Below are 24,268 nucleotides of genomic sequence, written 5' to 3'. Positions count from 1 at the left end.
TATTTGTAATTTATTTTTTTATGTAAAAAAGTAACAAATATAAACATATATTTTTGATTGTAAATAAAATATTAGCGCAATAATAAATAATTATGAGTATTTCTTACACATCTAGCAATAATCTTTGCTTCAATATTATGATCCTTTAAGATTTTTAAAGCTTCAATTGCTTCATTTTCACTCATACTAGCTAAAAGCCCACCTGAAGTTTGAGGATCAAAATACACTATATCCTCATCTTTTTCATTTAAATTATCAACCCAAATTTTTAGACTATCTTTATTTTTATAAGCTCCGGCTGGGATAATCCCTATATTAGCCATTGACAAAACTCCATCCATTAAAGGAATTTCATTTTTATATACTTCTATCATAAGCTCTTTATTTAACATTTCTTTTAAATGCCCCAAAAGGCCAAAACCGGTAACATCGCTTAAAGCACTAAGACTTTTAAATTCCCTCAAAATACGACTTGCATAAAGATTTAAAAAACTCATTTGTTCTACTGCTTTTAAAATCTTTGCTTTTTCTAGCAAACCAGCCTTGATAGCAGTACTAATAATACCACTACCTATAGGCTTGGTAAGTAAAATCACATCACCATCTTTTGCGCTATTATTAGCTATAAATTTCTTAGGATGAACTACGCCTGTTACACTAAGCCCAAAAATAAATTCATCATTTTCTATAGTATGCCCACCTACTAGCACAGCGCCAGCTTCTTCAACCTTAACTTTAGCACCTTCTAACACTTCAAGTAAAATTTCATTATTAAAATGACAAGTATCAAAGCCTACAATATTTAAAGCATTAATCACCTCAGCACCCATAGCAAATACATCACTTAAGGCATTTGCAGCAGCTATAGCGCCAAAATGATACGCGCTATCAACCACAGGTGTGATAAAATCAAGAGTTTGCACTAAAGCTAAATCTTCATTTAGCTTATAAACACTTGCATCTTCATTATTATCAATACCACTTAAAATGTTTTCATGCGGTTTTAAAATGCCAAGAATTTTGTCAAGACCCACCGAGTCTAATTTGGCAGCTCAACCCGCAGCTTTTACATATTGGGTTAGTTTTTGATCTTTATATATCATAAAGAGATAATCTTTGCCTTTCCAAAAAGTTCATTTAAAATTTCATAAGCATTACCTATTTTACCTATTTTAAGCTCTTTGCTTTTGCCAAAAAATTCCAAACACGCCCCGCAACTATAAATTTCAACTCCTAAATTTTCAAGTTCTTTCATGGCTTCAAATGCCATATGAGAGCAATCAGTATTCATCAAAACACTATCATTAACACAAAGGATTTTTGCAGGTTTATTAGGTAAATCTTTTAAAGTTTTTAAAAAGCCTAGCATTAAATTTTTTCCAAGTTCTCCCTCGCCTACCCTATCGCTTTTTAAAAATAACACATTGTATTCTTGTAAATTTTGTTCTTGATTATGAGCTATATTGCCATCTTTTACAATGCTAATAATACTCTCATCATCTAAATCTTTAACATTAAATTCCAAATTTAAAGATTTTAAAAATCTCATTACATTTTCTTTAGAAGCTTGAGAATTTAAAAGAATTTCTAAATTTTCATTTTCTTTTAACTCTTCTAAAGCTTTTTTTGTTTCTATCACAGGACGTGGACAAGCTAAATCTCTACAATCAATTTTCATCTTTTACCTTTTTTATTTAATGATATATTGTTATAACTTGTATTCAAATTAAGTTTTATCTTTTTCTTGATTTTTCTTGAAAAATAATTCTTTAAAGCGTTTATTGGTGTATTCTTCTACATCTTGTTGTAAAATTTTAAAATTTTGAATTAACTCATAAGCTCTTGGAGTAAGTTTGCTACCTGACTCACTTCCTCTTCCTTTTTTAGCAATAAGTAATTCTTCTTTCATATTTTTTTCTAAATCTTGTATATAAAGCCATGCTTTTTTATAATTAATCCCTAGTTGTTTAGCTGCTTGAGAAATACTTCCACATTCTCCTACTAATTCTAAAATATCTGTTTTACCTTTACCAAAAAGTAACTCACCATCAGAATTTTCTACCCAAATTTTACTTTTTACATGAAATTTTTTACCCTTTTTTTCTTCAAAACAACCAAGTTCACAGTATTTAACATCAATTTTATAAGTTTTAAGCGTAGCTCTCATATCAGCCATGTTAAAGTCTTTAGCACATTCTAAAGCATCTTTACATGATATGCGACGCTTAGAATCTAATTTTGTTTCTAATTTTTCCAAAATTTCACTTTTTGCTATATTTTTATTTAACTTGCCAAATTGACCTAGCTCACAATCTGAAATTTTTACGCCTAATTCTTTTATAATGGCTTGAAAATCTTCTTTAGAGTATTGTTTTAAAAGTTCTAGTGCTTTTTTACAAGTAAGTTTATTATTTTCATCAAGATTTTTTTGAATTTGTAAAATTAGCTCTTCCATGAATTAACCTTGGATTATAAGTAGTAAAAAAGGGTGCTTGTAAACACCCTTTGAGTTATTTTGCATCAAGTCCTAAGTTTTGACCCTTGAGTAAAACTCTTTTTCTATACATTGCACTAACTTCAGCTGCATCACCAACCAAAAGTGCATTTGTAGAACAAACCGCAGCGCACATAGGTACTTTACCTTCTGCAATACGATTTTGTCCATAAAGCTCTCTTTCTTCATGAGAGTTAGTAGGCTCAGGACCACCTGCACACATAGTACATTTATCCATTTCACCCTTAATACCAAAAGCACCATCTCTTGGAAATTGTGGAGCGCCAAAAGGACATGCATAAAGACAATATCCACAACCTATACAAGTTTTTTTATCATGTAAAACAATACCATCAGCTCTAATATAAAAGCATTTTACAGGACAAACTTGCTCACACGGAGCATCTGTACAGTGTTGGCAAGCAAGAGTTGTTGAAAACTCTTTGCCTTCTATACCTTCATTTAGAGTGATTACTTTTCTTCTATTAATTCCCACTGGTACTTCATGCGCACTTGAACAAGCTACTTGACAAGCAAAGCAAGAAATACAGCGATTATTATCTACATAAAATTTCATTCTAGCCATAACTTACCCCTTAAGCCTTTTCAAGTCTGCAAAGTCCTGCGTTAAACTCAGAAATTTGCGTATTTATATCAAAACCATAGTTAGTAACCGTGTTAGAACTTTCCCCTATAGTATAAGGTTTAGTACCTTCAGGATAATTATAACTTAAATCCACTCCTTGCATAATACCTGCAAAATTATAAGGCAAGCAAATTCTATCTGGTGTAACTGAATGATTATGTACACATTTTACTTTAATCTTAGTACCTTGTGGCGAGTGAATCCACATCATATCACCATCATTTATACCATATTTTAAAGCAAGTTCAGGGTGTACATTAGCAAACATCTCAGGTGTGATTGCAGCAAGATATTTACTAGTTCTCTCAAGCATACCCGCGCCACTTAAATTTACTAAGCGCATACTTGAAATAATAGTTGGAAACTCTTTACTCCAATCTGTTTTTTGTTGCTCGCTAATAAATTTACTCTCAACTCTGAAGTTTTTCTCTTGATCACCCCAAGTAGGATATTTTTTAACCAAATCCCAGCGAGGTGAGTGAATAGGCTCTCTATGTAGTGGAATAGGATCAGCAAATTCCCAAACTTTCATTCTCGCTCTTGCATTACCTAAACAACAAGCACTTTTTTCTCTACATTTTTCTAAGATTATACCTGAAATATCTGTGCTCCAGCTAGCACCCATTAATTCTTTTTCTTTATCACTTAGTTTGATATTAAACACTTTTTCGATATTTTCTTTAGTGATTTGCGGGTAGCCACCTTTAACTTTACATCCTTTTGGAGTAAAGGCCTCATCTGCTAATTGAGAATGCCCATCATGCTCTAAACCAAAGCGATTTCTAAAGCCCATACCACCTTCTTCATAAGGAATATCCGTGTTCCACATGATAGAAGTACCTGGGTGTTGTTTATCCCAACAAGGCCAAGGTAAGCCATAATATTCACCTTTAACTTCACCACCAATACCTCTTTGAGTATCAGGATCAAAATGTTCCCAATTTTGTTGGTGTTTTCTTAGACGTTCAGCTGAAATACCTCTTAAGCCTATACTTAAAAGACCATTACTCATTTCTCTTGTAGCATCATCAGGCCATATGAAATTATCATCACTATCATCTCTTGTTTGTACAAGTTTATGATCTTTTAATTCCATTTTCATACCACGAGTGTATTCTTTATAAAAACCAAATTTTTTAGCAAAAGCAAACATAATCTCTTGGTCTTCTTTACTTTCATAAATTGGTTTTACTACTTGAGAACGCCATTGCATAGCACGATTAGTCGCTGTTACATAACCTTCTGTTTCAAATTGAGTACAAGCTGGGATGATATAAATACCATCTGGACGATCTGCTAAAACTGCTACTTCATTTACAAAAGGCTCAGCAATTACGATCATATCAAGTTTTTTAAGTGCTTCTTGAATTTTTACCGTATGTGCCATAGAAGTAATACCTGTTCCTTGCACCCAAAGTACACGGATAGGTGAGTTTGAATAAGTTTTTTCTTCATGTAAAACGCCTTGCCACCATTTTGCTAGCGAAAAGCCTTTTTCATGCATCCATTCTTTAGAATAAAATCTTGAATTTAAATACTCTCTTTCGACATTCCATACATTAGAAAAATGATTCCAAGCATTATCATCAAGTCCATAATAAGCTGGTAAAGTATCTGCCAAACAACCCATATCAGTAGCACCTTGAACATTATCATGTCCTCTGATGATGTTTGTTCCTGCGCCTGGTTTACCTATATTACCAAGAACAAGTTGCAAGATAGCTAGAATTCTTGTGTTAGAGCTACCTACTGAGTGTTGAGTAATACCTAAAGCCCAAAATAGCGTAGCAGGTTTGATTGTAGCTAGCATTCTTGTGATTTTTTCAAGTTGAGCAGCCGGAACACCTGTTACATCTTCTACAACTTCAGGAGTCCATTTAGCAGCTTCTGCTTTTATTTCTTCAACCCCATAAGTTCTGGTTTTTATTAATTCTTTATCTTCCCAACCGTTTTTGAAGATCAAATGAAGCATACCATAAACTAAAGCTATATCTGTACCTGGACGAATTCTTACATATTCATCAGCATGTACTGCAGTTTTTGTAAATACAGGATCTACAACTACCAATTTAGCATTATTACGATCTTTTGCTTGCAATAAGTGTTTAAATCCAATAGGATTAGCCACAGCAGTATTTGCACCAAAAATAATCATCATTTTTGAATGTTTAGTCACATCACCAAAATGATTTGTCATAGCGCCATAACCCCATGTATTCGCCACACCGGCGACTGTTGCGCTGTGTCAAATTCTAGCAACGTGGTCTATATTGTTAGTACCCCAAAATGCTGCAAATTTTCTAAAATAATAAGCTTGTTGGTTATTAAATTTAGCCGAACCTAAGAACATAACGCTATCAGGTCCATTTTCTTTACGGATTTCAAGCATTTTATCACCAATTTCATTGATAGCTTGCTCCCAAGTTAAACGTACCCATTTACCGTTTTCTTTTTTCATAGGATATTTAATACGCTGTTTTGATTTAGTAAGATCAATTTGATCTATCCCCTTACAGCAGTGTGATCCTTGAGAAATAGGATGTTCTATAGCGTTTTCTTGACGCACCCAAACTCCATCTTGCACTTCTGCTTTAATTCCGCAGCCTGCACTACAGATACTACAGATTGTTCTAACAATCTTAGAATCTGGATAAGGATTTGCTACTTCTTGTTCACTTGCAGCTCTAATAGCTTTGTTTTCACTACCAAAAGCCGCACTTCCAAGACCAGCAATACCAGCAAGCTTAAGAAAATTTCTTCTTGCTAATGCCATCTTCTTCCTTTCTTAATTAGTAAGCTATTTTGTAGTATTTTTCCCAATGCATAGTTTTTTTATAAAGCACTTCTTTTTTAGTACTTTTTCCTAAAACTACGGTATTTTGCTCTTGGTAATCATCTTTAGCTAAAGCATTAACGCTCGCTCCAGCTACTACCCCTAAAGCACCAATTTTCAAAGATTTTTTTAAAAAATCCCTTCTTTGATTGGCCTCCATGTTCTCTCCTTTGAAATAAAAGTAAAGAATAACTATAAATACTTAATTTTAAAGTATTTACACACTTAAACATTATAACTTTTGCATATTTTCACTTAAGATTTTATTTAATTTCTATTTTCATAAAAAGATGATTTTGATAATATGTATTTTGGTAACAAAATACATATTTATTTTTATAATTTGCTAAGTTCTTCTATATTTGTTTTACTAAATTTAGTAGGAAGTCTTGGTTCATAAGGAAGTCTTTGTAAAGCTTCATCTGCTATACTTTTACCTTCTTTTTTTATAGGTGCTTGTACTTCTAAATAAGCTCTTTCGTTTGTAAAAAAGACTTTCATAATATTGGCAATAGCAATGTAAAAATTTGAGTTTTTATGGATTTGTAATTTTTCTATAAACTCATCTATTACAGGATTTATCACAAAGCGAAATAATTGCTGTGCAACTTTCAAATCATGCTCAATAATGCTTGCCATAAAAGCAAACAAAAAGCCAAATTCATCTTCACTTTGTCTGCAATCTTCTTTTTTTCTAAATTTGGTTTTTCTAATGATTTCACAGGCTTGAAGCTTCATTTTGCCATCATCTCTGCCCTCATCATAAAAAGAAGCGCTAATAGGCACATTCACGTAAGAAAAATCAAAAAACACCGCATTTTGTTCTTCTTTAAAACTTGCAAAATCGCATGCGCTAAGTTTTTCAAAATCAGACTTTAAACTATCATCTAAAGGACTTTGAGCTAAAACTAAAACTTGTTCATGCCAAATTTTAAACTCTTTTTCATCGATAAAATTAAAAGCTTTTGAAAAAAATTCATAAAAATATTTGCGCGAAAGATCAATATCTTGTATCATTAATTTTCCTTGTTATTTTTATTTGATTATAACAAGGAAAATTTAAAAAAATCAAGTGAGATTTTAAAATTTTGTTTTAGAATCGTAAGTAAATGATGGATTGATTTGTTTTTTATCGCTTAATTCTTTATACCAATAAGAATGTAAAATATAAACTTCCTCTTCTTCTTTATAACCACTAATCATAGAATGGATACTTCCTTTAATAGCAAATACAGCCATATAAATATGAATAGCAAAAAATACCGCACATAAAATACCCAAAATATTATGGATGATAGCTGAAGCTCTTAAAATATCTATATGAGAAATTCCAAAAATAGATTGTAAAGAAGTAGAATTAAAATCAAGGAAAAACATAAACGCACCGGTGATTATCATCAAAAATCCACCAAAAACAGCTATATAATACCAAGATTTTTGACCAAAATTAAACTTGCCAGCAGGCACAGGTTTTTTCTCTTTACTTAAATATCCACCAACCATCATCATCCATCTTAAATCATAACTTGCAGGAAGCATTCTTTTAATCCAACATAAAAGCATAGGAATGATAGAAATGATAAATAAAATAGTAGCAATGCCATGTAAGTTTTTACACATTCTTACAAAAAATCCACCACCAAAATATGATCCAAAAATCATAATAAGACCGGTTGGCACAAGGATAATCCAAGAAATTGCCGCTACAAAATGAAACAATCTTTCAAATACCGAAAAGGCATAAATTTTCTTACCATCATGAGAAAATTTCTTTGGACCTATGACCATATAATGCAATGCAAAAGCTGAAATTACCACTATAAGTATAATCAAAACAGCACTTGCAATATATTCACCTTGTAGTTTAGTCCACAAAGCACCAAAATTTTGATAACTTTCTATATTCATCACTCTTTGCACATCCCAAATTTGAGTATTTTTAACTTCAAAATTTTCTTGAGCAAATAGAAAGTTAAAACAGGCTAAAAGAGCTAGTATAACCCTATGCATAAATTACTCCTAAACATTACACGCTAGCCAAAGCTTAGCGTTGTAGTTTTGTTAATTTTCAGTTTCCATTTTTATTTTAAAAAAAGTTTTATTTAAAAAACATAAATTTGCAAAAAACTACAAAAAAACTCAATTTTTAGTTTCTTTTTGAATAATTTTCATAACCAAATTCTCTTACCATAGATAAATTTTCATTCTTATCTAAGAACATTAAATTTGGAAGTCTTACTCCATTAAAAGTAGTATTTTTAACTATGGAATAATGGATTTGATCTAAAAATACTATTTTTTGCCCTATTTTTAACTCTTGATTAAAAGCATACTCACCCATGATATCCCCTGCTAGACAAGTATTACCACCAAGTAAATAAGCAAATTCATTTTCTTTTAACTCGCTATATTTTTCCCCATCACGGCTTGATAAAATTCTAGCATTTAAAACCTCACTTGTATAAGGCATAATGATAGTATCTGGCATATGAGCTTCGCTTGAAGTATCTAAAATAGCTATTTTTTTCTCATTTTCTACTATATCTATCACACTTGCAACTAAAGTCCCACACTGCCAACCCACAGCCTCACCTGGCTCAAGATACACTTGCACGCCGTATTTATCGCTAAATTTTTTACAAAGATCAATTAGTTTTTGCGTGTCATAACCTTCTTTTGTAATGTGATGGCCTCCACCAAAATTAACCCATTTCATATTTTTAATAAATTTTGAAAATTTAGCCTCAAAAGCATTTAACACAAGCTCTAAAGAATGCGCACTTTCTTCACACAAAGCATGAAAATGAAGCCCACTTATAGCACTCAAATCTTCATTTTCAAAATCAATCGCACGAATTCCTAATCTTGAAAATCTACCACAAGGATTATAAAGTTCTTTTGGAGCCACTGAAAGCTCTGGATTACAGCGCAAACCAAGAGACTTTTTACTTGCTTTGTCTTTAAATTTTTTAAACTGATTAAAAGAATTAAATACTATATGATGTGAAAGATCGATGATTTCATCTATTTCATCATCTTTAAAAGCAGGTGAAAAAGTATGAATTTCTTTATCCATATATTCTTTTGCAAATTTAGCTTCCCAAAGCCCACTGCAAGTACAACCTGATAAATACTCACCCACTATATCCATAGCACCTGAAAAAGCAAAACCCTTTAGAGCAAGTAAAACTTTTGCTCCACTTTGCTCGCTCACTTTAGCCAAAAGTTCACAATTTTTTCTAAGTTTATCTTCTTCTAAAATATAAGCAGGGGTTTGAAAGTCTTTATCTAAATGATTTTTAATTAGCATTATTTATCCTTAATTTTTGATTTAAAACCACTTGTATAACAAATCATATTAAAATTATATCTTGTTTTTATAATTTACAATCATTAATCAAATAATAGTTATAATCAAAATCCAAATCAAAATTAATTTAGGAGTAAAAATTTAATGGATAGAAGGTTATTTTTAAAATTTAATGCTTTAGGTTTAGCAAGTATTAGCAGCGCTTATGCAATGGGGGATCATTCTCATCATAATATGCACTCAAAACATACACAAAAAGACACAAAAGAAATCAATACTTCTTTTATCAAACTAGAAAATCCAAACATTAAATTACTAGATGAAAAAGACTTTCCTAGCGGACAAACATTAGCAAATTTAAAACTTCTAAAAAATATAAGTACAAAGAAAAATTTCTTTAGATCAAGTATAGAAATCAAAGAAAGTCAAATAGAACTTGTTAAAGGTAAAAAAACAAAATGCTTTACTTACAATGGCTCTATACCTGGACCTAAAATAGAAGTTTATGAAGGTGACACTGTAGAAATTTTGGTAAAAAATAGCTTAAAAGAACCAACTACTATCCACTGGCATGGACTTGACATACCACCTGAACAAGATGGTAATCCACATGATCCTATCATGCCTGGTAGAGAAAGAATTTATCGCTTTAAACTTGGAGAAAATTCAGCGGGAACTTACTGGTATCATCCACACCCTCACTACACCACAGCAAAGCAAGTTTATAAAGGTTTAGCAGGGGTATTTGTAGTTAAAGCTAAAAAAGATGCGTTGTCGCATTTACAAGAACAAGATTGGGTGATTAGTGATTTGCGTTTAGATGAGAATGCACAAATTCCTGATAATAATTTATTTGATTGGCTAAATGGTAGAGAAGGAAATTTAGTTCTTATTAATGGACAATTAAAACCAAAAATAACACTTGACAAAGCACAAAGAATTCGTATTTATAATTTTTGTGCGGCAAGATATTTAAATTTACGCATTAAAGGTGCTAAATTTATTTTAGTAGGAACTGATGGAGGGCTTATAGAAAAAGGGGTTGAATTAGATGAGTTATTTTTAAGTCCTGCTTCAAGAGCAGAAGTGTTAATCAAAGCAAGTAAGGGTGATTTTAAACTTGAAAGCATTTATTATGACCGCGATAAAATGCTTGTTAGAGAAGAACCTTACACTCTTATGCTAGCTGATCTTAAAGTAGAAAAAACTATAGAAAACATACCTGAAAAACTACGCGAATTTCCACCTTTAAAAGAAGCTACAAGCTTTAAAGAAGTGATTATGAGTGAAGATCATATGCAAATGCATGGTATTAGTAAAAAAAGCGAAGAAGAAATCAAAAAAAGCCTTGCTTCTATGTTTTTAATCAATGGCAAAACATTTGATATGAATAGAACGGATTTAACCTCAAAATTAAATGAAGTAGAAGAATGGGTGGTAAAAAATTCTTCACATATGGATCATCCTTTTCATATACACGGAACACAATTTGAACTCATTTCTTCTAAATTTAAGGGTAAAATAACAAAAGCAAAATTCAGAGCATTGCAAGATACGATCAATGTAAGACCTAGCGAAGAACTAAGACTAAGAATGAGTCAAAAATTTACCGGTATTAGAATGTTTCACTGCCATATTTTAGAGCATGAAGATCTTGGAATGATGGGAATTTTAGAAATCAAAGAATAAAGGTAAAAAAATGGTAAAAGTTGAATTTCTAGGGCCAATTAACAAAGAAAGTTTAGAACTAAACGTAAGCAATCTTAAAGAATTAAAAGCAATTTTAGGGCAAGATGAAAGCTTAAAAGAATGGCTTGAGCTTTGTGCAGTTGCCTTAAACGATGAAATGGTTTTTAATGATGAAACTACCTTAAAAGATGGGGATAAAATATGCTTATTACCACCGGTTTGTGGAGGATGAGTTATGTTTGAATTACACCAAGGAGCCTTAGAAATTCCTAGCATTTATGCTAGATGGTATGAATATGCTAAAGACAAAAACTGCGGAGCTTTGATCACATTTTGCGGTATAGTCAGAGCTGAAGATGAGATTGAAGCTTTGAGTTTTGATATATATGAGCCTTTATTAAAAACTTGGTTTGAAAAATGGTGCCAAAAACTTGCAAATGAAAATGTAAGCTTGATGTTTGCTCACTCTATCGGCGAGGTTAAGGTGCATGAGAGTTCTTATTTTGCTGGGGTTTTAAGCAAGCAAAGAAAACTAGGACTTAAGCTGATTAATGACTTTGTGGAAGATTTTAAAGCAAGTGCGCCTATATGGAAATATGATATCATTAATGGTGAAAAAATTTATGCCAAAGAACGCTCTTTGAAACTTCAAGGAGCAGGAATTTTAAGCACTAAGGACTAAAATGCTAACTTCTTATAGCCAAAGTTTAGACATACTTCATTCACACATACAAGCATATGAAAAGATAGAAAACATCGCCTTAACACAGTGCTTAGATAGAATTTTAGCCATAGACATCAAAGCCACTGCTAATAACCCTCAATTTCCCACTGCTTCTATGGATGGCTATGCGATCAAATTTAGTGAGCAAGATGAGCCTTTGTCTCTTATAGGCGAAGTACCTGCTGGAATTTTCCCAAGCTTTAAAATACAAAGCAAAGAATGTGTTAAAACCTTTACAGGTTCTTTAATGAGTGAGGGTTGTGATACCTTAGTGCCTGTGGAAAAAGTAGAAGTTAAAAATAACATGGTTTATATAAAAGAAAAAGTTCCACAAGGCTTTGCTGTAAGAAAGGTGGGCGAGAGCTACACCGAAGGTGAAATTTTACTCACCAAAGGCACAAAGCTAGGCTATAGCGAGATAGCACTTTTAGCCGAGCTTGGACACTTTCATATTAGCGTTTTTACTAAACCTATCATAGGCGTGCTAAGCAGCGGAAGTGAGATCAAAGACTTAGGCGAAAGCTTAGAGCACCCTGCACAAATTCGCTCATCAAACCATGTAGCCATAGCTAATATGGCAAAAAAACTTGGTGCTGAAGCTAGAATTTTCCCACTTTTAAAGGATGATATGCAAAAAACTCCAAGTGTTTTAAAACAAGCACTTAATGCGTGTGATATTTTAGTTACCACTGGTGGAGTTTCCATGGGGGATTTTGACTTTTTAAAGCAAGCTGTTAAAGAGTATGAAATCATCATAGATAAAGTCGATGTAAAGCCTGGCAAACACATCAAAATAGCCAAATTTGAAGATAAATTCATCTTTGCTCTACCGGGTTTTCCCTACTCGGCTATGGTAATGTTTAATTTATATGTAAGAGAACTTTTAAATGCTTGGCTTTTACAAGAAAAAGACTATGTATTTAAAGCATTTGCAAATACTGACTATAAGAAAAAAAGTTCACATTTAGAATTTGTAGCTTGTAATGTAGAATTTAAAGATGGAAAAATTTATGCCAATTTAAAAGGTAAAAAACAAGGCTCAAGTGCCATCATCAACAACCTTAACCACAAAGCCGCATTAATGATAGCACATGATGATATAAAAGAAAATGATTTAGTTGATATAATTTTTATGCCTTAAACAAGTGCTTTTTGAATTTTTTCAAAAAGCATTTTTGCTTGTTTTTGATTTTGCTCTAACTCACTTAAAATTTCCTCTACTTCACGCAAAGTTTTTTCTTCTTTTATGTTTGGGTTTTTAGCACTTAAATCATAATTTCTTTCTTCAAGTTCTTTTTTACTTACCAAATAAGAATTAGCCGTGATTTTTCTTTCTTTATAACATTTTAAAAATTCTTGCAAATGCGTGTATTCTAAAGGTTTGTTTTTAGTCAATTTAAAAGGTGGCACAAGCTCATAGTAATATACACTTTCATCATTTTCACCACAAATACTTCTTTGTCCTTTAGAGAAAAAAAGCACATTAGTTTTTACCGCACTATAAGGCAAAAATACCCCACTTGGCAAGCTTAAAACACATTCAAGATTAAAATTTTCTAGCAAGTCTTTTTTTACACTCACAAAGGCATTTGAATTTTGAAAAAGCACTCCTTCAGGCACTACTATGGCACATCTTCCATTGTTTTTCAAAGACTTTAAAATATGCTGTAAGAACAAAAGCTCGGTGGCATTTGATTTTACAGGAAAGTTATTTTGAATTTGATCTTTTTCTTTACCACCAAAAGGAGGATTTGCTAAAATCACTTCGTATTTTTCATTTTCAGTTATGTCTGTGATTTTTTTATTTAGAGTATTGGTTTTGATGATATTTGGGGACTTAACCTCATGTAAGATCATATTCATCACACCCATTGCATAACTTAGCGGAGTTTTTTCTTTACCAAACAAGGCATCATTTTGCAAAAATTCAAGTTCTTCCACACTCAAATTTGCTTTTTTCTTTTTTGCCCTATCTTCATAAAGAATATGCAAAAAACTCTCTACTAAAAACCCACAACTCCCACACGCAGGATCATAAATTCTCTCTTTTGCTTTAGGGTCTAGCACCTCCACCATAGCTCTAACCAAAGGTCTTGGGGTATAAAACTCCCCGCTATTTCCCCCATCGCTTCCCATGTCTTTTAAAAGCTTTTCATAAACCTCACCTAAAGCAAATACATCACTTTCTTTGCTAAAACTTAGCTCATCGACTAAATTTATAACTTCTCTTAAAGTATGGCCATTAGCTATGCGGTTGTCTATAAATTCAAAAATTCCGCCTATCTTATACTCTATGCTTTTGAAATTTTCATTATCTTTAAAACTTTTTAGGTATGGAAAAAGCTCATCATTCACAAAGCTTAGCAAATCGCTTCCACTTAAAGCATTTTTTACATCAAGCTTTCCTTCGCTTGTTTTAGGTGCTGCCCAAGCTCTCCAACTGAATTTTTCTTGCAAAATAGCCTTATAAGGCTTTTCATCTAACTCAGCTTCTAGCTTTAACTCTTCTTCATAATCATCTAAAAATTTCAAAAAAAGCACCCAGCTAATCTGCTCACTATAATGCATAGCACCACTTATGCCATCATCTCTTCTTAGAATATCTGTGATTTTATCGATTTTACCTTGCATTTAAAAAATTCCCTTTCTAAAAAGTCTTAAAAGTTCTATATTAATATAATAATTATTTCTACCCATTTTAATGCACTCTAGCACCCCTAAATTTTCACAAATTTTAAGGTATTTTGAGGCACTTTGCCTAGAAATATCTAATTTATTTATCAAAAAGTCTATCTTTGTATAAGGATGAGAAAACAAAAGCTCCACAAAGTCTTTGCTGTAAAAATTCGTTTTATTTTGCAAAATTTCACCTACATTAGACATCATTTTTTCTATTATAGTAATGGTTTTTATCGTTTTTATAGCAGTTTGCTCTACACCTTTGAGTATATATTCTATCCATTCTAAAATTGCACCTTCATCGCGTACTTTTTGTAAAAGATTATAATACTCTTCTTTGTTATTTACTATATAAGCACTTAAATACAAGATAGGCAAATCAAGCAAGCCTTTATAAACCAAATAAAGTATATTGATAATCCTGCCTGTTCTACCATTACCATCGTAAAATGGATGAATGCTTTCAAACTGATAATGAATGATTGCCATTTTTACCAAAAAATCAAGTTCATCTAAAGTATCATCGTTGATGTATCGCTCCAAATTTCCCATAAGCTCTTGTATGTCACTAGGATTTTGCGGGGGCGTGTGTTTGATTTCTCCTGTGGTAGGATTTATAAGTGTAGTTCCGCTTTGTTTTCTAAAACCTGCATTATTTCTTTCTAGTCTTTTTTGAATTTCTAAAATATGTGCATTTCTTAATAATTGCTCTTTTTTTAAAAGCTCATATCCTTTTTTTAAAGCATTTTCATAGTCTTTCACTTCTTTTGCCGCTCTTGTAAGTTTACTTTCATCGATTTGAGATAAAAAAAGTTCATCGTGAGTGGTAATAATATTTTCTATCTCGCTAGAATCTTTAGCTTCTTGCAAGATCAAAGCATTGATTAATATATTTGGATTAGGCATGCTTTTGCTAAGTCCATTTAACTCCGCTAATTTTCTCGAAGCCCTAATGATGAGACCATAAATATTTGCATTTAATTCTATATCTAAAGGAAGTTTTGGTGGTATAAATTCTTTCATAATTTTTCCATATATTAAAATTTTTTAAAATTTTTAACATTATAAAAAAATATGTTAAAAAAATCAAAAATTTTTAACATATCTAGCCCATATGTTAAAATTTGATAAAAATTTTAACATTTATAATCTTCCTTGAAAAGCTTTATCTAGCAAGGACTTTTTAAGCTCTTGTAGATTTTTTATCTGCATTTGATAGTTTTGCTTTAAATTTTTTACATGAGAAGAAAGCTCATCTAAATGCGAAGCGATTTGCTCTTGCTCTTGTAAAGGTGGTAAGGGAATTTGTAAATTTTTTATATAAGTCTGACTTATATTAGGTTGGGCTCCACCAAAAGAATCTTTAATAATTTTATCTCTTATGAAAAATAGAAAATAAAAAAGAAATTTTTCAAAAAATTTAATATTTTTATTATTTTTATGTAAAAATGCACAAATTGCTTGATTTGTAGCTGAATACAAATCTAAAATACCTAATTTTCCAGCTGTAGCTCCATACATAGCGATTAGCAATGTTCCTTTCGGAAATATCTTAGCCGATGAATTTTCAATAGCTTCTTGAGTTATATTTTCTTCTATAAAACCAATGTATCCATCGTTTAATTCTCCACTTTTCAACCATTTAATTGTTCCATTTTCCCAATATTCTTTTTTATTTCTTGATGGAGTTCCGCCGCTACTAGTAACAGCAATCTCACTCAAACTTTTCCATTCCCAACCTTGTGGGAGTTTGTAGTTTTCCTTAGCATTATCCTTTAAAGGGTTAAAAGCTTTTTGCAAGGCACTTTGCATTAACTCATCTAAATTTAGCAAATCTTGCTCTAAAATTTTTATACTCTCATCTATCTTTGCAAAACCCTCATCTAAAATCCCCACTATCCTTTCTTGCTCTTTGAGTGGTGGAATAATGAAAGTATTTTGTTTAAGCACGCTAAAATGCCTTCGATATCCTAATAATGGAATATCTTTGTATAATAGTTGAAAAAATAAAAATTTTGTATTAAATCTTTCTATGTCTTTATTTAATAATATTTTTACCCCATCTGCACCAACAATAAAATCAAAATCTATAAATTTTAAAACCCTGGTGTGATCGCCAAAAATTATGCATGAGTTATTGCAATTATTTATTTTAAATATTTTTTCATAATTATTTGAATATCCAATAATAAATTTTTTAGATTGATCTATTATGGGTATGCAACCTTTGTCTAAATAATCCTTAGTATTTAATTGATAATTTTTAGAGCTTGGGCTGTAAAAAATATTATCGAAATTAAATTTCTCCCAACCTTGTGGTAAATTTGTCATTTTATTATCCCAAACCTTCATAAAAATAATTTAATATATAATCTTCAAAATTATCGTAAAGATTTTTTTCTTTTAATATATTGATTATATCATCAGCTGTATGTTCTTTAAATTTGTTTAACGCTTGCTCTATTGTTAAATCATTATTTTCAAAATCAATAAATCCACATTGATGAAGTTTTTTAGAAATGATTCTAGGTAGTCCAAATTCTTCAAGAGTATATACCACTGATGGTAAAAAAGCATTTGAAAGTTTTGTAACAAAACTTGAAATATCTATCTCTTTTTCAGGATAGAGTATTTTTTGTAAAGTGTTAATATCGGAAAATAGTGATGCAATTTTAAAAGCTACATGATTCTCAAATTTAAAAAAATCATCCAAATCAATTCCCATATCTTTAATAAGTTTTGGTAGTGGTTTAGTCCAATTTTGTGATAATTTTTTTACCAATTCAACATTATTTATATTACTAGTATTATTAATATTATTGCAATGAAATTCTCTTATAAGTGCAATTTTAGATAAGATATACCATTTATCAGGTTCATCATTAAATAAATATGTAAAAATTTCACTATTAAAATCTTCACTTTGCAATATTTGAATTATTTTTATAATAACTTCTAAATCATTTTTTAACAATGTTTCTTTTTTAAGCAAATTGAATTTATCTCTTCCTATTAATTTTATTATTTCTAGTTGATTATTTTTAACTTCTGCTTGTATATTATCGGGAATTTCATTATTTATCTCATCATTAATAGATAAAGATTCTGATTTGATTTCTACATCTAATATCTTTTCTTGATTATCATCTTCGTTTGGAGATTCAAATAAATATACTTCACCTATAAAATATTTAAACATTCTTCCGCTTCTACCTATAATGTTTTTATAAGTAAAATGATTTATATTTTTTGTTCCATTTTTTTTGTCCCATAGAATAAGATTTTTTGCTGGAATATTAACCCCTTCTATTAAAGAAGATGTAGAAACAATGGTTTTTAGTAAATCTTTTCCTTCAAATAATCTTACTTGCAATTGCGATAGACATCTATGGAGTCTTCCATGATGTATTCCCACGCCAATTTTTAATGTATCATTAAGGTAGTGTTCTCCGTAATATTTTGATAACCATTTTGCAAAATTTTCCAATAAAGCATTTGAATTTTCTATGATGGTATTTTCCACCAAGATTTCACAAACTTTTTTTATATTGCTTTGACTTTGGGTATAAACTAGAGTTTTTTCATCTTTTTTTACTATTTCTAGAATTTTTTCTTCTTTTTTAAAATCCTCATCCTTATAGCATTTATTAATATGAATAAAAACAGTATTGAAGTCAAGGCATTCAAATTCCATTCCTTTGCAAAGAATACTATTTTCATTTTTTATCTTATCTATATTTGGACAAATATAATATCTTTGATTAGAAATATTTGTGTATTTCAAAATAGCATTTTGCAGTGGAGCAAATCTTTCATTTTCATAATCCTTTGATATTTTATAAAACTCATCAACAATAAAAAAATCAAGCTTGATATTTTCTTTATTAATAAATGAAAAATATTCAACTGCTCTTTCTGGAGAAAAAATAAAGATATTGTTATTTTCTAAATTGGTTTGTTGAGTGGTTGTGGTTATATTATAATTATAAAATTTCTTTATAAGTCTTCTTCTAGCTTCATCCAATAAAGAAATTGTAGGGACAATGATTAATATATTTTTTGGTTTTTTCATAGCTATTAGAGCATCAATAATAAAGCTTTTGCCAAAACTTGTTGGAGCAGAAAGAATAAGACTTTCATTACTTAAAAGTCTTTTTAAAACTCTTGATTGTTCTCTATGCAAAACTTTTGGTTCGTCTTCTCCGATATTTGCTTTAAAACATTCTAGCAAAAATCTATCTGCTAAAATTGAAGTATCTTGATTCATATAAGGATATAATCCAAATTGTCTGATTAGATGATTTAATATAGGCGGATATAAAGCTTTATCTTGAATTTTATCAAGCAAATAAAAAAGCTTTTCTTTAGCTTCTGCTTCTTTGTTGTTATCATTTAGATTTTCATATATCTTTACACATTCGTCAAAAATTTGTTCGTTAGTCAGCATTTCTATAACTCTTAAAAATTTCATTTATTTTGCTAATAATTTCTCTTTTATTTGGGATAGGAAAAAAAATTATATGAAATTTTATTCTATCAATATATGCAATTTTATCCGAAAATTTTTTAATTTCTTGTGATATTTTATCCCCCTTTTTCTTATGAAAATTTTTTATCGTTGCTTTATAATCGTTGGTAATTTCTTCAATGCTTTTTGTATAATCACAATCATAAATAATAGATATTGGCACATGTAAAATGCCTTTTAATCTATCAAGATTAATATTCCCATTAATAATTTGCTTGAAATTTGTCAATGTGCTTGTTTGAATGTTATGATGTTTTGCTAAATTATCTAATTCATTTGAATTTGCAATTATTCTAGCTTCATCAAGAATAGTTTCGTCATTTAGATTATCTTTTAGAGATTTTATAGCTTTTCTTATAGCTTCATTTAAGTTTTTATATAGTTTTGATTCGCCTAACCACAAATGGTATTCTTGGTTTTCTATAGTTAGATGAACGCTATCAAATCCGAATGCTTCCATATTGCGATTTTGTTTATGAAAAATCTTAGGTACAATAGGTAGAGCATTATAATATTCCCTCATGATACCATGAAGAAAAATTTCTCCTATCTCTCCGCTTTTGTTATTTATTCTTAGTTTTGAGATAGCTTTATCTAAAATTTCGCCTTCATTGCCTGCTAAACTTTGCCTTTCTTGTTCTGTTAGAGCACATTCTTTTAAATTAGTAATAATAAAATTTTTAAAATTTTTCATTTTCCACTTTTTGCTTTCAAATTGATTTGAAATAGATAGTAAAAAATGATGATATTGACAACATAGTGTTTCATTTAAAATTATTGTAAAGTTATTATTATCTTTATTTTTCACATAAGTGTTTATTGCTGTTGTATTTTCTATTTCTTTATCCTGCATAAATCTCCCTTTGTAAATCATCAATGCATTGTTTTAAATTCTCCATACCTTCAAATTCACTCACTAGCTCTTTTACGCTACCTAAAGAGCTAAGATCTATAAGTGTTTTTAACCCACTATCAAAGTCTTTTATACCATACTCTTGATACCTATCTAGTAAAAACTCGACAAGCTTTAAGGCTTTTTCTTTTTGGAAGCGTTTTAAAAATGTACTATTTTTTACATTTAGCACGCGTTCATGGCGTGTTTTTATCTCGCTGTTAAAGCTTAAGTGTGCTAGCACATCATACACATCGCAGTCTTTTTGCTCAAAAATCACTGTCAATTCTTCCAAAACCTGCTCGCTTATGCGGTCTTTTTCAAGTTTTTGTAAAAATTCTTTCCTGCTTGCTTGGTTACTCCAAATCTCGCGTAACCTTGTCTCATCGTTATAAAATTCTGCTAGCTTTCCTACTAAAAATTCCAAAAATTCTTTTGTGCTAAGTGGCTTGTCGCTATCTCCTATGTAGCTTGTCGCTATATCAAGCACTTTTAGTTTGGTGCCTTTTAAATGCACGGTGACTTCTTTTTGCTTGGTTGTTTCTTTAGGGTTGCTTTGCTCTCTTTTGTTTTGTATAGTTTTTACTTCGGTTTTTTCTTCATCTTCGATCTGCTCGCCATCCCATTTAGGATCATAAAAAAGTCTTGTTACTCCGGTAAAATCTAGTATAGTAAAAAAGTCTTTTCCCTCATATACCCTAGTGCCTCTTCCGATGATTTGCTTAAATTCTATGATAGAACCTATATTTGCCAAAAGCACTATGTTGCGGACATTTCTAGCATCTACTCCTGTGGTTAGCATTTTAGAACTAGTGAGTATCACAGGGTAGCTTTTGTCATTATCTTGAAACTGCTTTAAGTACTCAAGCCCTATTTTACCCTCATCACTTGTAACCCTCACACAGTAGTCATCTCTTTTTACACTTTTAAATTTATCAATGGCTCTTTTTACTTCACTTGCATGGGCTTGGTTAGCACAAAAGATGATGGTTTTGTCCATAGGGTTGATGAGCTTTAAAATTTCTTTAGCTAGAAAATCGTTGTATTGAGGCAAGTGAATATTTCTTTCAAATTCATTGATCTTATAAAAGCCTTTTTCTAACTCACCTTCTATGATATCATCAGGGTTATACACATAGCCTTCACTAAGCGTAGTCGTAACACGCTTAACTTTATAAGGGGTTAAAAAGCCATCTTCTATGCCATCTTTAAGACTATACTCATATATACTCTCACCAAAATACCTATAAGTATCTACATTATCACTTTTTTTAGGCGTAGCAGTAAGCCCTAAATGCGTAGCTGATGAAAAATACTCTAGCACCCCTGCCCAGCTACCTTCTTCATTCGCTCCACCTCTGTGACATTCATCGATGATGATAAGATCAAAAAAGTCTTTGGGGTATTGTAAGTAGAATTTGCTTTCTTGTTCTTCATTAACATTTTCTTGTTCTTTTGAATTTGAAGCTAGACTTTGATAAATTCCAAAAAACACATTTGCACTTGTAGGCACTCTGCCATTATTTTTTCTCAACTCTTGCGCACTCACTGCCACGCAATCGCCCTCTATAGGATTAAACTCTCCTAAAGCTTGATCTCTTAAACTCACTCTATCACATAAAAATAATATCTTAGGTTTTTTGTCTTGATTTGTTTTATTCCACCTAGCTTCAAGCAAACGATAACACAAAGCAAAAGCTATGGTGGTTTTACCTGTACCTGTAGCAAGAGTGAGTAAAATTCTATTTTTACCATTGATCAAAGCTTCTATGACTTTATCAACTGCAATCTTTTGATAATATCTTAATTCTTTTTGAGGTATGTATAATTCTCGCTGTGATAAAAGCTTGTATTGCCATTCTTTTAAATTTCCATAAATCCTAGCAAAAAGCTCATTTGGAGTTGGAAATTTTTCTATATACTCACCGCTTGAAGTTTTTAGGTTATATTCATAAATTTTATCACCATTAGTGCTGTATACAAATGCTACGTTTAAAATTTTGGCATATTCTATGCCTTGAGATAAGCCATCTAAAGGATCTTTGCTTTGTTTTTTAGCTTCTATGATAGCAAGATTATTGTTTTGAAATTTCAGCAAATAATCTGCAAATTTTCTTTCGCCTCTTTTATTTCCTATAAGCTTACGCCCATCAGTAAAATAATAATTTCTTATGATATTTTCTTCACTCCAAGAGCTAGCGTGAAGTTTTACATCTATGAGTTTAACTCTAGTATCATCTTCTGAAAAATGCTTAAGTTCCATGGCTTCCTTATGGGTAAAAAATTTAAATAATTATACCATAAAAATCAAACCAAAACCCACAAACGCACCTTGAGTATAGTATCTTACTTTATTTTCCCTATTGCAATAAAAACCTAGCTTTAATATAATTTCAAAAACCACAAAGGAGAGAAAATGGACTCAAAAATCTTTTTAGAAAATGGTCGTGTTAAAAGCAAAGGTTATGCTATGCTTAGCAAGGATTCTAAATTCACCCCTTTTGAATTTACACGCCATAAAGTAGGTAAAAACGATATCTTAATCGCTATCAAATACGCAGGAATTTGCCATAGTGACATTCACACCGCAAGAAGCGAATGGGGCGAGGCAACCTACCCTTGCGTACCTGGCCATGAAATAGCAGGAGAAGTTATAGCGGTGGGTGAAAATGTGAGTAAATTTAAAGTAGGTGATTATGCTGGGGTTGGGTGCATGGTAAACTCATGCGGAGAGTGCGAAGCATGCAAAAAATCTCAAGAGCAATTTTGTGAAAATGGTAAAACCATCTACACTTATAACTGCAAAGATGTATTTCATGATAATGAAAACACCTATGGAGGCTACTCAAACAACATCGTAGTAAGTGAAAAATTTGCTATCAATGTGCCAAAAAATGCACCACTTGACAAAGTAGCGCCTTTACTTTGTGCGGGTATTACTACCTATTCACCGCTTAAATTTTCAAACATCAAAGAAGGCTCAAGCATAGCCGTAGCAGGATTTGGTGGACTTGGTATGATGGCAGTAAAATATGCTGTAAAAATGGGAGCAAAAGTAAGTGTTTTTGCAAGAAATGAAAAGAAAAAATCAGAAGCTCTAGCTATGGGTGTGAGTAATTTTTATACTAGTACAGACAAAAGCGTAGTAAAAGAAAGATTTGACCTCATCATCTCTACCATACCAACCCCTTATGATCCGCTAGCTTATATGGATTTGTTAAAATTTGGTGGTGAGATGGCTATAGTAGGATTACCTCCGCATGAAGTAAGTCCTAGCATTAACATCATTCATTTTGTATTTAAAGCAGGTAAAAAAGTATATGGCTCGCTTATTGGAGGCATTAAAGAAACTCAAGAAATGCTTGATTTTTCTTTAGAACATGGAATTTATCCTGAAATTGAACTCATCAAACCAAGCGAGATTGACAAAGCTTATGAAAACCTCACTTCAGGAAAAGCCAAATTCCGCTATGTAATCGATATGAGTGCAGAAAATTAATACTCATCAAAAATCACATCGCTAGTATCAAAACCTCTTTGCTTGGCTATTTCAAGCAAAGAGTTTATTTGCTCTTTTGCTAAAATCTCTCTTGATAAAATCCAAAGATATTTTTTATCAGGACTACCTACGATAGAAACTTGATAATTTGTATCAATGTAAATAATCTCATAATTTGGCTTGTTAAAAACATTCATAAAAATACTAAATTTAACCGCTAAAGCTCTTGGTGATTTTACCCTGGCTTTGCCATTTGCTTGAGAGATTTCTCCATTTTCTTTAGTGCATATATTTTTGACTTTAATTATAGGCGTAGAGCCTTCATACTCTAGCTCATATTCTGCTTTAGCACTTTTGCAAGTTTTTTGAAAAAAGGCAGGTTTTCTAGCCATTTCTAACCATGTACCCATGTATTTTTCTAAATTTATACCATCTAATAATTCTATCATTTTTCTTCCTTTTGATTTGCCTCGCCCCAATCACACATTGCTTGTAAAATAGGGATCAAGCTTTGTCCTTTTTTAGCAAGGCTGTATTCTACTTTTGGAGGGATTTGTGGATATTCTTTACGCGTGATTAAATCATCATTTTCAAGCTCTCTTAAAGTATGCGTTAAGGTCTTAAAAGAAATATTGCCAAGATATCTTTTAAGTTCATTATATCTTACAACTTCATAACGAAACAAACAATACAAAACGCTCATCTTATACTTTCCCGAAATCAAAGACAAGGTATAGTTAAACCCACATTCTGTAAAATCGCACTTTTCTTCCATATACTTTCCTTTAATATAGTATTATGCTTTTTTATATTATAATCCAAAATCATTTTTTATCAAAATGAATACACATTAAAAAGGATTTCGATGGATTTCATCACAAATCTTATCATTGCTGCTATTGTTGGTGGTGCATGCGGGGCTGCGCTTCATTTATGGAAAAAGAAAAAAGAAAAAAATAGTAGCGAAAAATAAT

At 31.2% G+C, this 24,268-nt stretch carries 22 protein-coding genes; 5 read left to right on the top strand and 17 right to left on the bottom strand.

Going from position 1 to position 24,268, the window contains the following annotated elements; all coding sequences use genetic code 11:
* Positions 1 to 71 precede the first annotated feature (71 nt).
* The 9 genes from selD to nspC all read right to left on the bottom strand — a co-directional run bounded on the left by selD (position 72) and on the right by nspC (position 9,283).
* Positions 72 to 1,103 carry a selenide, water dikinase SelD gene (gene selD, locus L8T90_RS01285; RefSeq protein ID WP_263736491.1) on the bottom strand — a complete coding sequence of 344 codons (1,032 nt, stop codon included), beginning with the start codon at positions 1,101 to 1,103 and terminating at the stop codon, positions 72 to 74.
* Entirely contained in the window at positions 1,100 to 1,678 is a 579-nt protein-coding gene (gene yedF, locus L8T90_RS01280; protein ID WP_263682718.1) for a sulfurtransferase-like selenium metabolism protein YedF, read from the bottom strand. Before yedF ends, selD begins: the two co-directional genes overlap by 4 nt.
* 48 nt (positions 1,679 to 1,726) lie before the next feature.
* On the bottom strand, positions 1,727 to 2,455 hold the full coding sequence (locus tag L8T90_RS01275; RefSeq protein WP_263678544.1) for a winged helix-turn-helix domain-containing protein: 729 nt from the start codon (positions 2,453 to 2,455) through the stop codon (positions 1,727 to 1,729).
* Between the two features lie 55 nt (positions 2,456 to 2,510).
* Complete coding sequence (gene fdh3B, locus L8T90_RS01270; RefSeq protein ID WP_039662920.1) at positions 2,511 to 3,080, bottom strand: formate dehydrogenase FDH3 subunit beta; 570 nt, start codon at positions 3,078 to 3,080, stop codon at positions 2,511 to 2,513.
* A gap of 10 nt (positions 3,081 to 3,090) precedes the next feature.
* Entirely contained in the window at positions 3,091 to 5,913 is a 2,823-nt protein-coding gene (locus L8T90_RS01265; RefSeq protein WP_263678542.1) for a formate dehydrogenase subunit alpha, read from the bottom strand.
* Between the two features lie 16 nt (positions 5,914 to 5,929).
* The gene (locus L8T90_RS01260) at positions 5,930 to 6,133 is read right to left on the bottom strand and encodes a twin-arginine translocation signal domain-containing protein (RefSeq protein WP_012661099.1); all 204 of its coding nucleotides are present in this window, start codon (positions 6,131 to 6,133) and stop codon (positions 5,930 to 5,932) included.
* 176 nt (positions 6,134 to 6,309) lie between these two features.
* Positions 6,310 to 6,990, bottom strand: a complete 681-nt coding sequence (locus L8T90_RS01255) for a molecular chaperone (RefSeq protein WP_263663799.1) — start codon at positions 6,988 to 6,990, stop codon at positions 6,310 to 6,312.
* A gap of 63 nt (positions 6,991 to 7,053) precedes the next feature.
* A complete protein-coding gene (locus L8T90_RS01250; RefSeq protein ID WP_263663798.1) occupies positions 7,054 to 7,983 on the bottom strand; it encodes a formate dehydrogenase subunit gamma in 930 nt (309 codons plus the stop codon).
* A 136-nt stretch (positions 7,984 to 8,119) separates the two neighbouring features.
* On the bottom strand, positions 8,120 to 9,283 hold the full coding sequence (gene nspC, locus L8T90_RS01245; RefSeq protein WP_263736490.1) for a carboxynorspermidine decarboxylase: 1,164 nt from the start codon (positions 9,281 to 9,283) through the stop codon (positions 8,120 to 8,122).
* A 144-nt stretch (positions 9,284 to 9,427) separates the two neighbouring features.
* Between nspC and L8T90_RS01240 the strand changes: the two genes are divergently transcribed.
* The 4 genes from L8T90_RS01240 to L8T90_RS01225 are packed head-to-tail and all read left to right on the top strand — an operon-like array spanning position 9,428 to position 12,837.
* Entirely contained in the window at positions 9,428 to 10,972 is a 1,545-nt protein-coding gene (locus L8T90_RS01240) for a multicopper oxidase family protein (protein ID WP_263736489.1), read from the top strand.
* Between the two features lie 10 nt (positions 10,973 to 10,982).
* Entirely contained in the window at positions 10,983 to 11,204 is a 222-nt protein-coding gene (locus L8T90_RS01235; RefSeq protein WP_263672196.1) for a MoaD/ThiS family protein, read from the top strand.
* 3 nt (positions 11,205 to 11,207) lie between these two features.
* Positions 11,208 to 11,654 carry a molybdopterin synthase catalytic subunit gene (locus tag L8T90_RS01230; protein ID WP_039627992.1) on the top strand — a complete coding sequence of 149 codons (447 nt, stop codon included), beginning with the start codon at positions 11,208 to 11,210 and terminating at the stop codon, positions 11,652 to 11,654.
* Between the two features lies 1 nt (position 11,655).
* A complete protein-coding gene (locus L8T90_RS01225) occupies positions 11,656 to 12,837 on the top strand; it encodes a molybdopterin molybdotransferase MoeA (RefSeq protein WP_263736488.1) in 1,182 nt (393 codons plus the stop codon).
* Here the strand turns inward: L8T90_RS01225 and L8T90_RS01220 are convergent.
* The 6 genes from L8T90_RS01220 to hsdR all read right to left on the bottom strand — a co-directional run bounded on the left by L8T90_RS01220 (position 12,834) and on the right by hsdR (position 22,058).
* Positions 12,834 to 14,327, bottom strand: a complete 1,494-nt coding sequence (locus tag L8T90_RS01220; protein ID WP_263736487.1) for a type I restriction-modification system subunit M — start codon at positions 14,325 to 14,327, stop codon at positions 12,834 to 12,836. The genes L8T90_RS01225 and L8T90_RS01220 overlap by 4 nt on opposite strands.
* Positions 14,328 to 15,398 (bottom strand): Fic family protein, encoded by a 1,071-nt coding sequence (locus L8T90_RS01215; protein ID WP_263678532.1) that lies wholly within the window; start codon positions 15,396 to 15,398, stop codon positions 14,328 to 14,330.
* A 120-nt stretch (positions 15,399 to 15,518) separates the two neighbouring features.
* Positions 15,519 to 16,706, bottom strand: a complete 1,188-nt coding sequence (locus L8T90_RS01210) for a restriction endonuclease subunit S (RefSeq protein ID WP_263736486.1) — start codon at positions 16,704 to 16,706, stop codon at positions 15,519 to 15,521.
* Positions 16,707 to 16,710: 4 nt separating this feature from the next.
* The gene (locus L8T90_RS01205; RefSeq protein ID WP_318529932.1) at positions 16,711 to 18,822 is read right to left on the bottom strand and encodes a DEAD/DEAH box helicase; all 2,112 of its coding nucleotides are present in this window, start codon (positions 18,820 to 18,822) and stop codon (positions 16,711 to 16,713) included.
* Positions 18,812 to 19,756: a DUF1837 domain-containing protein gene (locus tag L8T90_RS01200; RefSeq protein ID WP_197553790.1), complete on the bottom strand. Its 945-nt coding sequence runs from the start codon at positions 19,754 to 19,756 to the stop codon at positions 18,812 to 18,814. Before L8T90_RS01200 ends, L8T90_RS01205 begins: the two co-directional genes overlap by 11 nt.
* Positions 19,746 to 22,058, bottom strand: coding sequence for an EcoAI/FtnUII family type I restriction enzme subunit R (hsdR, locus tag L8T90_RS01195; protein WP_263736484.1), 2,313 nt, complete (start codon positions 22,056 to 22,058; stop codon positions 19,746 to 19,748). Before hsdR ends, L8T90_RS01200 begins: the two co-directional genes overlap by 11 nt.
* A 153-nt stretch (positions 22,059 to 22,211) precedes the next feature.
* Here hsdR and L8T90_RS01190 point away from each other — a divergent pair, with 153 nt between their 5' ends.
* Complete coding sequence (locus tag L8T90_RS01190) at positions 22,212 to 23,294, top strand: NAD(P)-dependent alcohol dehydrogenase (RefSeq protein WP_263736483.1); 1,083 nt, start codon at positions 22,212 to 22,214, stop codon at positions 23,292 to 23,294.
* On the opposite strand, the gene L8T90_RS01185 is transcribed toward L8T90_RS01190, so the two are convergent.
* Both L8T90_RS01185 and rrpA read right to left on the bottom strand, forming a co-directional pair.
* On the bottom strand, positions 23,291 to 23,743 hold the full coding sequence (locus L8T90_RS01185; protein WP_214114847.1) for a lipocalin family protein: 453 nt from the start codon (positions 23,741 to 23,743) through the stop codon (positions 23,291 to 23,293). The genes L8T90_RS01190 and L8T90_RS01185 overlap by 4 nt on opposite strands.
* On the bottom strand, positions 23,740 to 24,069 hold the full coding sequence (rrpA, locus tag L8T90_RS01180; RefSeq protein WP_263663793.1) for a MarR family transcription factor RrpA: 330 nt from the start codon (positions 24,067 to 24,069) through the stop codon (positions 23,740 to 23,742). Before rrpA ends, L8T90_RS01185 begins: the two co-directional genes overlap by 4 nt.
* Between the last annotated feature and the right edge of the window lie 199 nt (positions 24,070 to 24,268).

This window comes from Campylobacter sp. RKI_CA19_01121 (assembly GCF_025771295.1).
In the GTDB taxonomy this organism is placed as follows: domain Bacteria; phylum Campylobacterota; class Campylobacteria; order Campylobacterales; family Campylobacteraceae; genus Campylobacter_D.
This window is presented reverse-complemented; position numbering and strand designations above follow the sequence as displayed.

Coding starts and splice junctions, on each gene's coding strand:
- yedF (WP_263682718.1), bottom strand. CDS start 1,678: ATGAAAATTGATTGTAGAGATTTAGCTTGTCCACGTCCTGTGATAGAA.
- L8T90_RS01275 (WP_263678544.1), bottom strand. CDS start 2,455: ATGGAAGAGCTAATTTTACAAATTCAAAAAAATCTTGATGAAAATAAT.
- fdh3B (WP_039662920.1), bottom strand. CDS start 3,080: ATGGCTAGAATGAAATTTTATGTAGATAATAATCGCTGTATTTCTTGC.
- L8T90_RS01260 (WP_012661099.1), bottom strand. CDS start 6,133: ATGGAGGCCAATCAAAGAAGGGATTTTTTAAAAAAATCTTTGAAAATT.
- L8T90_RS01255 (WP_263663799.1), bottom strand. CDS start 6,990: ATGATACAAGATATTGATCTTTCGCGCAAATATTTTTATGAATTTTTT.
- L8T90_RS01250 (WP_263663798.1), bottom strand. CDS start 7,983: ATGCATAGGGTTATACTAGCTCTTTTAGCCTGTTTTAACTTTCTATTT.
- nspC (WP_263736490.1), bottom strand. CDS start 9,283: ATGCTAATTAAAAATCATTTAGATAAAGACTTTCAAACCCCTGCTTAT.
- L8T90_RS01240 (WP_263736489.1), top strand. CDS start 9,428: ATGGATAGAAGGTTATTTTTAAAATTTAATGCTTTAGGTTTAGCAAGT.
- L8T90_RS01235 (WP_263672196.1), top strand. CDS start 10,983: ATGGTAAAAGTTGAATTTCTAGGGCCAATTAACAAAGAAAGTTTAGAA.
- L8T90_RS01230 (WP_039627992.1), top strand. CDS start 11,208: ATGTTTGAATTACACCAAGGAGCCTTAGAAATTCCTAGCATTTATGCT.
- L8T90_RS01225 (WP_263736488.1), top strand. CDS start 11,656: ATGCTAACTTCTTATAGCCAAAGTTTAGACATACTTCATTCACACATA.
- L8T90_RS01220 (WP_263736487.1), bottom strand. CDS start 14,327: ATGCAAGGTAAAATCGATAAAATCACAGATATTCTAAGAAGAGATGAT.
- L8T90_RS01215 (WP_263678532.1), bottom strand. CDS start 15,398: ATGAAAGAATTTATACCACCAAAACTTCCTTTAGATATAGAATTAAAT.
- L8T90_RS01210 (WP_263736486.1), bottom strand. CDS start 16,706: ATGACAAATTTACCACAAGGTTGGGAGAAATTTAATTTCGATAATATT.
- L8T90_RS01205 (WP_318529932.1), bottom strand. CDS start 18,822: ATGCTGACTAACGAACAAATTTTTGACGAATGTGTAAAGATATATGAA.
- L8T90_RS01200 (WP_197553790.1), bottom strand. CDS start 19,756: ATGCAGGATAAAGAAATAGAAAATACAACAGCAATAAACACTTATGTG.
- hsdR (WP_263736484.1), bottom strand. CDS start 22,058: ATGGAACTTAAGCATTTTTCAGAAGATGATACTAGAGTTAAACTCATA.
- L8T90_RS01190 (WP_263736483.1), top strand. CDS start 22,212: ATGGACTCAAAAATCTTTTTAGAAAATGGTCGTGTTAAAAGCAAAGGT.
- L8T90_RS01185 (WP_214114847.1), bottom strand. CDS start 23,743: ATGATAGAATTATTAGATGGTATAAATTTAGAAAAATACATGGGTACA.
- rrpA (WP_263663793.1), bottom strand. CDS start 24,069: ATGGAAGAAAAGTGCGATTTTACAGAATGTGGGTTTAACTATACCTTG.